Annotated in this window: 12 protein-coding genes and 2 tRNA genes; 3 read left to right on the forward strand and 11 right to left on the reverse strand. The window is 24.9% G+C overall.

Annotated features, from left to right (window positions below; genetic code table 11):
- Positions 1-14: 14 nt before the first annotated feature.
- From N3D74_05515 to cdaA, 4 genes are read right to left on the reverse strand one after another with little or no spacing between them, the layout of a single operon-like run.
- Positions 15-2,231, reverse strand: coding sequence for a C25 family cysteine peptidase (locus N3D74_05515; GenBank protein MCX8095625.1), 2,217 nt, complete (start codon positions 2,229-2,231; stop codon positions 15-17).
- Complete coding sequence (gene ligA, locus N3D74_05520) at positions 2,218-4,215, reverse strand: NAD-dependent DNA ligase LigA (GenBank protein ID MCX8095626.1); 1,998 nt, start codon at positions 4,213-4,215, stop codon at positions 2,218-2,220. The genes N3D74_05515 and ligA overlap by 14 nt, the downstream gene beginning before the upstream one ends.
- A 6-nt stretch (positions 4,216-4,221) precedes the next feature.
- The gene (locus tag N3D74_05525; protein ID MCX8095627.1) at positions 4,222-5,412 is read right to left on the reverse strand and encodes a CdaR family protein; all 1,191 of its coding nucleotides are present in this window, start codon (positions 5,410-5,412) and stop codon (positions 4,222-4,224) included.
- On the reverse strand, positions 5,399-6,235 hold the full coding sequence (cdaA, locus tag N3D74_05530) for a diadenylate cyclase CdaA (protein ID MCX8095628.1): 837 nt from the start codon (positions 6,233-6,235) through the stop codon (positions 5,399-5,401). Before cdaA ends, N3D74_05525 begins: the two co-directional genes overlap by 14 nt.
- Positions 6,236-6,304: 69 nt before the next feature.
- On the opposite strand from cdaA, the gene N3D74_05535 reads away from it, so the two are divergent.
- Positions 6,305-6,967: an HAD family hydrolase gene (locus N3D74_05535; GenBank protein ID MCX8095629.1), complete on the forward strand. Its 663-nt coding sequence runs from the start codon at positions 6,305-6,307 to the stop codon at positions 6,965-6,967.
- On the opposite strand, the gene N3D74_05540 is transcribed toward N3D74_05535, so the two are convergent.
- The 7 genes from N3D74_05540 to N3D74_05570 form a co-directional block, all read right to left on the reverse strand.
- On the reverse strand, positions 6,950-7,681 hold the full coding sequence (locus N3D74_05540) for a metallophosphatase family protein (protein MCX8095630.1): 732 nt from the start codon (positions 7,679-7,681) through the stop codon (positions 6,950-6,952). The two genes, N3D74_05535 and N3D74_05540, sit on opposite strands and share 18 nt — an antisense overlap.
- Complete coding sequence (locus tag N3D74_05545) at positions 7,663-8,784, reverse strand: alanyl-tRNA editing protein (GenBank protein MCX8095631.1); 1,122 nt, start codon at positions 8,782-8,784, stop codon at positions 7,663-7,665. Before N3D74_05545 ends, N3D74_05540 begins: the two co-directional genes overlap by 19 nt.
- A gap of 12 nt (positions 8,785-8,796) precedes the next feature.
- Positions 8,797-8,880, reverse strand: a tRNA-Leu gene (locus N3D74_05550).
- 14 nt (positions 8,881-8,894) lie between these two features.
- Positions 8,895-10,388, reverse strand: coding sequence for a ribonuclease J (locus N3D74_05555; GenBank protein MCX8095632.1), 1,494 nt, complete (start codon positions 10,386-10,388; stop codon positions 8,895-8,897).
- Positions 10,385-11,020, reverse strand: coding sequence for an HD-GYP domain-containing protein (locus N3D74_05560; GenBank protein MCX8095633.1), 636 nt, complete (start codon positions 11,018-11,020; stop codon positions 10,385-10,387). Before N3D74_05560 ends, N3D74_05555 begins: the two co-directional genes overlap by 4 nt.
- Before the next feature lie 245 nt (positions 11,021-11,265).
- Positions 11,266-11,547, reverse strand: a complete 282-nt coding sequence (locus N3D74_05565) for a hypothetical protein (GenBank protein ID MCX8095634.1) — start codon at positions 11,545-11,547, stop codon at positions 11,266-11,268.
- Positions 11,518-11,605: transfer RNA gene (locus N3D74_05570), tRNA-Leu, on the reverse strand. The genes N3D74_05565 and N3D74_05570 overlap by 30 nt, the downstream gene beginning before the upstream one ends.
- A 20-nt stretch (positions 11,606-11,625) precedes the next feature.
- Between N3D74_05570 and N3D74_05575 the strand changes: the two genes are divergently transcribed.
- On the forward strand, positions 11,626-12,417 hold the full coding sequence (locus N3D74_05575) for a hypothetical protein (protein ID MCX8095635.1): 792 nt from the start codon (positions 11,626-11,628) through the stop codon (positions 12,415-12,417).
- The coding region (locus tag N3D74_05580; GenBank protein ID MCX8095636.1) for a hypothetical protein at positions 12,401-12,651 on the forward strand (251 nt) is incomplete at its 3' end. The genes N3D74_05575 and N3D74_05580, both read left to right, overlap by 17 nt.

Here is a 12,651-nt window from a genome sequence, read left to right on the forward strand (position 1 = left end):
CCTCCTTCATATTATTAATAAATCTTTCCAAAATTTATAGAAAATTCAATTAAATCTAAACCATCTATTCTTCCATCCATTGTAAAATCATAAAAATCTATGTAATCATTATCACCAAAACGCGACCCAAATGACTTTGAAAATTCAATTAAATCAACTCCATCCACTCTACCATCTTCATTTAAATCATATTTTATATAATTTCTTTTTAAAATAACAATTCTTTCTGATTCCATTAAATCATAAAAATTTTTATCATCAATAACTAACCCTCTTAAAATTATTTTTGTTTCACCAAAATTTTTGCCAAAAAATAGTAAAGTAAAAAGTTCATTATCAATTATTTTATCAATTTTAAACATTAATTTTCCCTCATCAATAATAGAGTAGTTAAATGTATTTTTACTTTCAATTTTAAAAAGTTTTATTAAATCCTTATCAAATTCAATTAATCCTTTAAGATTAAAAATTGATTGTGTTACTTTAAAACTAATTTTAAAAATCTCATTTTCTTTTAAAACTGCACTATTTGATTTTATAATTTTATTTTCTGATTTTAAACTTATCTCAGGTGGTCCAAAAATGTTAAAAACATATATGTTTGCAAAACTTTCTTCTACTTGGGCTTTGCTAATAAATTTTTCAAAATATAATTCTTTTGCCTTTGAAAGTGAAAAAGAAACTGAATTTCCATCTTTTAAATAGTCAGAAAATGTGTACATTAAACTTTGAAGCCAACCACCATTAAATCCATTCCATCCTATTCCATAATATGCAGTATCTGTTGCAGCGATTACTGACACAGAATAATCTTTTATAAAATAATAAGCAAGAGAGTTTTCTATTCCTCTCATATTATCACATGAACCCATAAAAACAATTGATGGATAATTTTTGTTAAATGAATTTATAGAATCTATATCTACAAATTTTATTTCTCTCCCCTCATTTTCTTCATATATTCCGTTTTTATTTGAATCTTCGAGCCAAATTTTTCTAAAAGTTGAAGTTATATAACCATGTCCTTGCCACAAAATTAATCCTGGTTTAAACTCGTTTTGGTATATAATAAAATTTTCGTAATTAAGCGGTATATTAGATGATTCAGATTTTTTAACTCCTTCTCTTTCAGAGAGTAAAATTGAGGAAAAATCTTTTTTATTGTATGTCTCTTCAAAAATTATTTTAAGAGATTGAGCACCATCTGTAAATGGAAATATTGTTGTTTCAAAATTCCAAATTGCACCACCTAAAAGGATACTTTTTTTATTTTCTAGAGTTTCAAAAAAAAGAGTTCTTTCAAGAACATTTTTAACAAAATTTTTATCATTTGAGGGCACTCTTCCAACTAAAATTTCTGAATAAAAATCAATTTTATCTTCAAATGGTTCACCTTGTTTTCCATCTTTATCTAAATCAATATCACTTGTAAGTTCTCCATAAAAAAAGTCAGTTAAAACAAATCTATTTTTATAAGGATAAACTCTAAAATATGGTATATCGCTACTTCCTCCAATAAGTAAAAGGTATTTAATATTTAGTTTTCTATAATTATCTTTTAAATAATTTCTTATATTATTTCTTATATCTCCAACTGAAAATTCTTCAAGAGGTTTAAATATAACATTATAACCTTCATCACTTCTTTTTTTAATAAAAAAATTTAATGTTTCTTTTAGTTCATTTTTGCCAATAATTAGATATGTTTCTTGTTGATATTCCTTTTTATTTGTGAGTGGATAATAAACACCTCTAAATTTTATTTTTAAATCAAAATTTTTTATAATTCTAAATACATTTGTATAATTATCAAAAATAAATGGATAATATTTAAATAATAAAAATTTATCTTTTCCTTTTTTAAAATTTCCATAAAAAATTATATTATCAGAGGGAGAATAAAAGTCTTCTTTAATATTAATTGTTTCTCCTCCGAGTTTTATTTGAGGATTAAATTTAAAATCTCCTTCTAAAATATTTTTATATATAATTTTAAAATCAACAAATTCTAAAAAATCCTCATAAAAAATTTTTATATTTTTATAATAAAAACCTGTTAAATCCTTTTCAAAATCACCATTAATATCAACAATAATATTTTTATCTAAAATTATTTCAAAATTTTCATTAAAAGAATAAATTTTTTCATATTCTTTTGAGAGAATAATTTTTGGAAGAAATAAAAATAATAATAAAAAGAGAATAATTATAATAAATTTATTCTTTAACAAGTTTTAGAAATTCCTCCTCATTAATGATTTTTAAACCTAATGTCTTTGCCTTTTCTAATTTAGAACCTGGATCCTTACCAACAACAACATAATTAATATTCTTTGAAACAGAAGAGGCTACTTCTCCTCCCAATGATTTTACTAGATCTTCTGCTTCTTTTCTTGACATACTTTCAAGTGCGCCAGTAAAAATAAACTTTAAACCTTTTAGTTTTCCCTCTTTCTCTTCAATAATTTCGCTTGTTTTTACTCCCGCAATTTTAAGTTTTTGAATTAATTCTATATTTTTTTCTTCTTTAAAGAAAGAATATAAACTTTGAGCAATTTCTGGTCCTATTCCCTCAATTTCCATATAATCTTCTGGTTTTAAATTAAAGAAATCTTCAATATTTTTAAATTTTTTAGTTAATAACTGTGCCACATGTTTTCCAACATGAAAGATTCCTAAGCCATATAGAAGTCTTGATAAAGGTCTATCTTTTGATGCATCAATATTTCTCAAAATTTTGTTTGCCAGAGTTGGTCCCATTCTTTCGAGTTTAATTAAATCATCATATTTTAAATAATATAAATCTGCGATATCTTTTACTAAACCTTTATCAACAAGTTGATTTACAAGAGATTCGCCAATATTTTCAATATTCATTGCATCTCTTGAAACAAAATGAAGTATCCTTCCTTTAATTTGAGCAGGACAAGATGCGTTTGTGCATCTATAATCTACTTCTCCTGAAAATCTAATCACATCTCCTCCACAAATTGGACATTCTTTTGGAAATTCAAAATCAATCTCATTACCAGTTCTTTTATCTTTTAAAACTCTTACAACTTCAGGTATAACAGAACCTGCTTTTCTAACAATAACATGATCTTTAATTTTTACGCCTAACCTTTTAATTTCATCTTCATTGTGAAGAGTAGCACGAGATACAGTAGAACCTGAAACAAAAACTGGTTTAAGTATTGCGACAGGAGTTAATTTGCCAGTTCTTCCTACTTGAACTACAATATCTTCAATTATTGTCTCTTTTTCTTCTGCAGGAAATTTATAAGCAATTGCCCATCTTGGAGCATGAGTTGTTGCACCAAGAACTTCATGTAAATTTAATTTATTGACTTTTATCACTGTTCCATCCATATCAAATGGATAATCGTCTCTTTTTTTCTCATACCAAATACATTTTTCAATTACTTTTCCTATTCCTTTACAAACCTCATAATCAGGTGGAATTATAAATTTTTTTTCTTTTAAATATTTTAAAATTTCATCTTGTGTATCAAATTTAATTCCCTCTGATCTTGCAATATAATATGCAAAAAATTGAAGTTTTCTCTCTTTAGTTATTTTTGGGTCTAACTGTCTAACAGAACCAGATGCAGCATTTCTTGGATTTGCAAATAATGGCTCACCTCTTTTTTCTCTTTCTAAATTTAATTCTTCAAAATCTTTTTTAAACATAACAACTTCTCCTCTAATCTCTAAAAGTTTTGGTGGATTTTCTATGTAAATTGGAATCGTTTTTATAGTAAGCAAGTTCTGAGTAACATCCTCTCCTTCTAATCCATTTCCTCTTGTTGCTCCATATTTTAATTCACCATTTTCATATAAAAGTGTTATACTTAATCCATCAAATTTTGGTTCAACTGTATATTCAATTTCTATGTCACCAATAATTCTTTTGATTCTTTTTTCAAAATTTATTAAATCTTCCTCATTAAATGCATTATCTAATGATAACATAGGTATTTCATGTTTTATTGTTTTAAATTCTTTAAGAGGAGGAGCACCAACTCTCATTGTTGGGGATGTCTCTGATTTGAATTCAGGATATTTCTCCTCAAGTTCAACTAATTCTTTAAATAATTTATCGTATTCTTCGTCTGAAATTTCTGGAGAATCAAGAACATAATAGCGATAGTTATGATATTCTATTAATTTTCTTAGATCTTCTATTCTTTTTTTAATCATCTCCTTGTTTTCCATAGGTTTTTACCCCTCCTTTTTTTTGATAATCAATTTAACTTTTTCTGGATTTATTTTTAAAATATTAACATTTTCTTTTGTTGAGATAACTTCAACTTTTAATTCATAAATTCCATCTTCTAAATTTAAAACAGAAATCGAGGCAACAAAATCTGATGGAGTTAAATCTTTTATAATTGATTCAAAGCCATAAATTTCAATTTTAATAATTTGTGGATCCATAATATATTCAAAATTGTCATTTTTATTTAATAAGTCTATTTTAATATTATTAATAGTTTTTGAAACTTTTCTTTCAACTATAATTTGAATTGTAATTAAATTTTCTTCTTTTAACTCTAAATCTTCTGGAACAACAACCTTTGTTGTAAATATTTTAGATTCTTTTAAATTTGTTATATTTATATCTTCTGTTGTTAATGATTCAATTTTATTTAAAACTTCCACTTTGCCAAGAATAGTCATAATTGATGGTTTAATTGAGACTCTTACTATTCCATAATCCCCAGAAATTTCACCAACAAATTTTGGTACAATTGGTACAACTTTTGATGATAAAATTGTTTTTACTTTAATATTTACTTTTAAAATTGAGGGATTTATTGATAAATTTGGAATTTCATTACCAAGACCATCTTTTATTTTTGGAATAATTGTTAATGTTACATCTGAGTTTATTGTTGATAAATCTATAGTGACAGATACATCTCTTATGTTGTCAATTTTTTTTGAAGGACCAGTTATTTTTATTGTTTTTGGTGAAACTTCTGGTTCATCTATTATAAGCCCAGGTTTTAACGTTCCAATAAAATCAACTCTTATATTTTTTTCAATTGTAATTACTCTATCAAGATAAATATTTACTCTAGAAGGATATATTTCTGCTATTTTAAAAAATGAAGGTATCTCAACATTTATAGGTAAATTATGGGCGCCCTCTGAAAGATTAGAAAGATCAACATATGCAATAATATTATTTTCTCTTAAGGTTGAAATTCTCTGTTTTGATCCAACAATTTTTATTTCAACTTTTTCAAAACCTTCAAGAATCGTTAAATCTTGAGGCATATTTCTGTATGTTAATTGTACAAGAAAAACCCTTTCGCTTTCTGGCCCCTCTCCTAAACTAACATACAACCAGAATCCAAATGCAAGCAGAAATGATATTAAAAAAATTGTTATTTTATTTCTGTCCAACCTTTACCCTCCCTGATTTTTCTTTCTTTAATAAAAGTATTAGCATACCTCTTAATTCAAGTACAGATAAATAACGAGTTATTTTTCCCTCAATTGCTATTGATATAATTCCTGTTTCCTCTGATACAATAATTGTAATAGCATCTGTTACCTCAGTTATTCCAACCCCTGCTCTATGTCTTGTTCCAAGTTCTTTTTCCAAAGCCTCATTTTCTGAAAGTGGAAGAAGGCATCGTGCTGCAATAATTTTGTCTTCTTCTATAACAACCGCTCCATCATGTAGTGGTGAATTTGGGTAAAAAATTGTTGAGATTAATTCAGATGTTACATCTGAATTAATTGGTATTCCTGTTTCTATTACTTCATTAAGATTATCTCTTCTTTTTATTACAATTAGAGCACCAATTTTGTTAAGTGATAAATATTTTACTGATTTAACAATCTCATCTATTATTTTGATTGGATTTACTTCTGTACCAGTGAAAAATTCAAATGATTCACCAAAAATTTTTCTTCTACCTAGAGAACCCATAAATTTTCTTATCTCTGGTTGAAATAAAACAACAATCATAACAGGTAAAAGACTTCCAATCGATAGAATTCCTCTTAAAACATAATTTAAAGCGATTAGACCTAACATGCTTGAAATTCTTGATGCTATTAAAACAAAGATAAAAAATATAACTAAACCTTGTATAAGTTGCCAAACCCTTGTTTTTTGGAGTGCCGAAATAATAAAATATAAAATTATTGTAATAATTAAAATATCAAGTAAACTTATTAAATAATTCCAAAAATTGAAACCTTTAAAAAACTCTATCAAATAGTTTAACATCCTTAATTAATTCTAAATCTTTTTGATTTTTATTTCAACTTTAATTATAATGATAGCATGAAGCTTGTTTTATTTGATTTAGATAAAACACTTCTTGATATTAATTTTGATGAATTTTTGAAATCATATTTTACTCTTCTAATACCTAAACTTGCAAAAATTATTAAAGATAAAGATCCATTAAAAATTCTTAAAATTTCAGTTGACTATATGATTAATGAAAAAAATGGAGAATTAAATGTTGATAAATTTTACAAAAAATTTATTGAGTTGTCTCAAGTTGAACAAAAAATATTAAAAGAAACTTTTTTAGATTTTTATTTAAAAGAGTTTCCAAAGCTTAAAATTTTTGGAAAACCAAGAGATGGAGGAAGAGAAGTTGTTTTAAAATTAATGGAAAAAAATTTCAAGGTTATAATTGCAACTAATTCAATATTTCCAGAAATCGCAATAATGGAGAGAATTAAATGGGCAAATTTGATTGATATTAATTTTCCCCTTATAACAACAATGGAAAATATGCATTATGCAAAACCAAATATAGAATATTATATTGAAATACTTGAAAAATTAAACGCAGATTCTAAAGATGCAATTATGATTGGTGATGATTTTGAAATGGATATAATTCCAGCACAAAAAATTGGAATTAAAACTATACATTTTGGAGTAGAAGTTAAAGATATTAGAGAAATTTTAAACTTAATAACCAACAATTAATCTGTCACCTAAAAATTGTGGTAAATTATTCTTTAAAATTTTGTCTCTTGTAATTTCAAATGGGTAAATTACTCTTTTAATTTTAACTTTGTTTTCATTTTTATAATAGATTAGATAAGAAGATAATGGATTAAAATCTCTTGGTTGTCCAACACTGCCAGGATTTATTATATAAAATCTATCTGGAAGAATTGTAAATTCACCTCCATTTGGAAATGGATAAAATTTTTTTTCATTTAAATCAAAAACTCCAGCTCTATGAGTATGACCAATAAATAAAATATTCCTTTTCATATACTTTTTTTCAAAAATTGCCTCATCTATATTTGTTATATATTTAAAAAAATCTGATAAAGATCCATGAACAATTTCAAATGTATCAAATTTAAGAAAGTAGGGAAGATTTTTTAAAAATATTTTATCCTTCTCATCTAATATGTTTCTTTGCCATTTTAGCGCTTCTATAGCATATGAATTAAAATCAAAAGTTACCATTTCATCAACAAGTCCCTCATCATGATTGCCTCTTATAATAAACTCAGCCTTATCTTTTATTAATTCAATTGCTTCATGAGGATTTGGTCCATAACCAACTATATCACCTAAACAGATTATGTTTTTTATATTTTCTTTTTCTATATCATCCAAGACAGCATGAAGTGCTTCAATATTTGCATGAATATCTGAAATTATTGCTATTCTATCATTTGACATAAGAATTTTTCTATCTCCTTTCCATTATTATTTAGTTTAATAGAAATGAAATCTTTTCCTCCTCCTTTTATATTAAAATTTTCTTTAAGTTTATTCAAAATATAATGATAATTCAAATTTTGACATTCATTTAGAAATATAACTCCAACATCTTTATTGTAAAGAAAGACAAAATTTGAACCATTTTTTAAAAGTTCCTTTCCAATATAAACAAAATCTTCTTGATTTAAAAAATCAATATTTTCTAAAATTTTTTTTGAATTATTTGATTTTAAATAGAGTTTTATAAACTCCTCTTTTATTAATTTTAATTTTTTATAATTTTCTTCTCTTTCGTCTTTTAAATTTCTTAAAAAAATATCAATCTCTTCTATTCCAATATTATTTTCTTTAGATATTTTTTTTAAAATATAATCTTTTTTTAAATAATCTGAATATGCCCTATAACCGCTTTTAAAGTAGATTCTTAATAAATTACCTTTTATTTTTTCTGTTTTTGTTAATTTAAAAATCAAGATATCTTTTGTGTTATCTACATGAGTACCACCACACATTGTAATATCAAAATTTTCAATTTCAACTATTCTTATTTTTTCTTTAATCTCTTCTTCTTTTCTTAAATTTAGTTTTCTTGCCTCACTTTCATCTATAAAATATTTTTTAACTAACCTCCCTTCCTCTATTACTTTCATAATATTTAATTCAATTTTCTCAATATCTTCATCTTTAAAATCAATGTAAGGTATATCAATTGTTGAATATTCTTCTCCCATGTGAAAACTTAAAGTTTCTAAATTAAAGAGATTTAGGATAACCCTTGATAAAATATGTTGTGCAGTGTGTTCTCTAGAAATTTCTACTCTTCTATTTTTATCTATTTCACAGATTACTTCATCTTTTTCTGGAAAATCAGATAAAAAATGAAATATTTTGCCATTTATCTCTTTAACATAAAGTATATCTTTTCCTTCAATTTTTCCTCTATCTCCAAGTTGACCACCTTTACCATCTGGATAAAAATATGTATTATCTAAAATTACAAATTTTTTATTTTCAATCTCTCCTTTTTCTAAAACTTTAGCAATAAAGTTTAATTTATACATATTATAAACCTTTGGTGCGGAAGGAGGGATTTGAACCCTCATGGGATAACCCACTGGAACCTGAATCCAGCGCGTCTGCCATTCCGCCACTTCCGCAATTCAACTAAAAATTATAGTTCAAAAACTTCTTCTTTTACAACTTTTTTTTCACCAAAAATATTAACAAACTCCTCTACATTTTCGGTGTGCACTGGAATTATGTATTTTGGATTTATTTCATTTATCATCCATATAATATCATTGAAATGAGCATGTCCTGAAGAGTGATAATCACCTGTAAAAACAGGTTCATCATCTATTAGTTGAATTCCATAAACTTTTAAATTAAAATATTTTAACCAATTAAAAAGTCTCTTTATATCAAATTCTTGTTCTTCAGTGTAAGCTTCACTTGAGGAATAAATATAAATTCCATCATTTAAATTTAAATCAATTAAATTTGCAAAATCATAAAAACTATAGCATAATATAAAATCACCAAAATTTGCATTTATAGTTTTTGGAGTTATAATTTTATCTTTATATTTTTCTTTTATCATTTTCATATAATTTCTATCTTCACTTTTTTTCTCATGAATAATTTTTATTTTTTCTTCATCAATTATATTCTCTTCATCTTTTAATAAATCAAGAAGATAAGCATCTTTATAAGTAATTAATAAATATCTATCTGTCTCTTTTGCAATTTTTAAGAAAGTCTCTAATCTTTCTATATTTCTAGGTCCAAAATCAGCTATAACTAACTTTTTTTTATTATCATTTATAATTTTAATCGCTCCATTATAAACATCTTCTTCTTTTCTATTTACCTCTTCATATTTCTCCTTATCTTTTTTTATTCTTGTTCCTTCAGTTATTAAAATAGTAGGCTTCAGTTTTTTTAATTCTTCTACAAATTTATATGAATATTGAGAATTTTTTCCATGAAATCTTATATCTCCTGTATAAGCTATTCCAATTCCGTCTATTTCAATGAAAAAACCAAGTGAACCTAAAATTGAGTGATCTATTTTATAAGAAATGAATTTAATATTTTCTAATTTATCTTCATATTTATCTTCATTTATTTGTATAAAGTTTCTATTTTTTTCAATGTCTTCTTCATCAATTAAGTTTTCTTTCTTTTTAGTTTTAGAACTTTTAGATATTATTTCGCCAAAATCTTCATTCCAAAATCTTTTTTTTATAAGTGTAAATTGAGTAAAAATTTCTGAGTTAATATTTTCTATTGCTTTTAAAAATTTAATTGTTGCTCTTGAAGTTATTACTGGTATATCTTCTTTTATTAAAGATAAATATCCAGAGTGGTCAAGATGAGCATGAGATAAAAATATGCATTTTAGATTTATATTTCTTGCCTCTTCATTTAAATATGGTGGAAAAATATCTTCTCTATAAATATTTTTTATTCTAGGAATTAAATTCAATTTCCACAAATCATAAATTCCTGTTGAAGATCTTGGAGATAAAAATTCTTCAAAATACAAAGAGTAAGTTTTGAAATTTTTCCCAAAATCAAGAAAAAATGAAAAATCTTTATTACTTATTAAAATTTTTGTTCCCCCTATACTATTTTTTCCATCAAGAACTTCAATTTTTATCATCTATTTAATATGCCTTCATTAATAACTTCAAAAAAGGTGTCAACTACTTTTTCATCGAAAAGAATACCTCTATTTGATCTAATATAGTCAAGGGTCTCCTCAATTGAGTGTGGTGGTCTATAGGGTTTGTGTGATATCATGGCATGAAAAACCTCACAAACAGCAATTATTTTTGCTTCAATCATAATTTCATTTCCTTTCAATTTTTTTGGATAGCCACTACCATCAATTCTTTCATGATGCTCAAGAATTATTTCAGCAATGGGTAATGGGAAATTTAAATCTTTTAAATATTCATATCCATAATATGTATGTTGTTTTACCCATTCATATTCAACTTCCCTTAATTTAAATGGTTTGTTTAAAATTTCCATAGAAATTGAAATTTTTCCTATATCATGAATTAATGCCGCAATGTATAACATATCTAATTTTTCTTCATCAAGGCCCATTCTTTTTCCAACTTCATATGCAAGTTTTGCAACTGTTTCTCCATGGTTTTTTGAACTTGGATCTCTTAATTCTACTATTTTAGTTATGCCTCTCGCAAGGTTTAATAGAGAATCTTTTAATCTTTTTTCATAATTTAAAGTTTTTAATCCAACAAGGATATCTCTAGTAACTTCTTTCAAGAAATCAATTTCTTCTTGATCAAAAAAATTATCTTTTTTTGAAAATAAAACTAATACTCCAACCTTTTCTTTTTCATCAGAAACTGGAAGAGAGATTGCTGATAAAGTTTCTTCATTATTTATCTTAATTTTTTTAATCTCTCCAGAATAAAATGGTTCAAAAAATTCACTTTCTTTTGATAATATTTGCTTCTCTTCTAATTTTTTATCTAAGTAATTTGAATAAATTTTAATCTCTCCATCTTCTAATACTCCAATACAGCTCCAGTTATATATTTTTGAGTTACTAATAAATCAAGAATTTCCTTAAAAAGATCACTTTTATTTTTTACTCTTAAAATAATTTGATTTATTCCTCTAATTATTGTTTGTAGAGAGATAAGATTTGAGATTTTTTCTTCGTTCTTTTCTTTTCCAGAAATAAGATCTTCTATTAATTTTGATAAATGTTCAATTTCCTCTTTAATTTTCTCTTTTATATCCATTTTTACAATTAATGGTGCCGAAGGAGGGAGTCGAACCCTCATGGGGTTTACCCCCAGTAGATTTTGAGTCTACCGCGTCTTCCAATTCCGCCACTTCGGCTTTATATTTATAATTATATTATGAAATTTTATGATTTTTCAAATTTCATTGAATCAATATCAAAAATTAAAAAGAGAAATGATATAGTTAAAAAGATAAAAGATATATTTTCTGAAATAAATTATGATGAAATTCCTATTTTTATAGAACTTTCCCTCGGGAGATTCGAAAACTTTTCAAAAAAAGATATAAATATTGGAGTTAGTACAGTTATTGAGGCAATAAAGACCATTTCTAATAAAACAACTTTAGAAAGTTTTTCAAATATTGAAGATTTTGGTAATTGGGTTGAAAAAGTTTTTTTAAAAATTGGAAAATTAAAACCTTCAGATTTTACTATTGAGGATATCTATAAAGAAATTTTAAAATTTAAAGAATTAAAAGGAGAGGGTGTTAAAAAAGAGAGAGTTCAAAGGTTAATAGAAATATATAATAAACTTTCTTATATTGAAGCAAAATATTTTACAAAAGCAGTAATAAAAGAGACAAGAAGTGGAATTAAAGAAGGTCTTTTTAAAAAATCTATAGCTTTGTATTTTAATTTAAGCGAAAAAGAAATAGAAGAACTTTATTTAAAATCTGGAAGTTTTAAGAAACTTTTTGAAAATTTCAAAAAGGGAGAATTTAAAATAGAAATATTTAAACCAATTCCAATGATGCTTGCTCAGAAAGTTGACTCTGTTGAAGAAATATTTAGTGAAGGAAACAATTTTTCTTTTGAATATAAATATGATGGTATTAGGGTTCAGATTCATAAAGATAAAGATAAAGTTAAAATTTTTTCAAGAAATTTAAATGATATTACGGAATAATTTAATTCTTGAGGGAGAATTAGTTGGATTTAATAAAAACAAAGAAATTGTATCTTTTCAAGACTTAATGAGTATTATTTTTAGAAAAGAGAAAGAAAATATATTTGATTTAAAAATATTTCTTTTTGACATTCTTTATTTAAATGATAATGATTTAACTAAAGTTCCATATATAAAAAGAATGGATATTCTTGATAAGGTAAGAGGTAAATTTGATAGAGTAAAATATATAAT

The organism is Caldisericia bacterium (assembly GCA_026414995.1).
In the GTDB taxonomy this organism is placed as follows: domain Bacteria; phylum Caldisericota; class Caldisericia; order B22-G15; family B22-G15; genus JAAYUH01.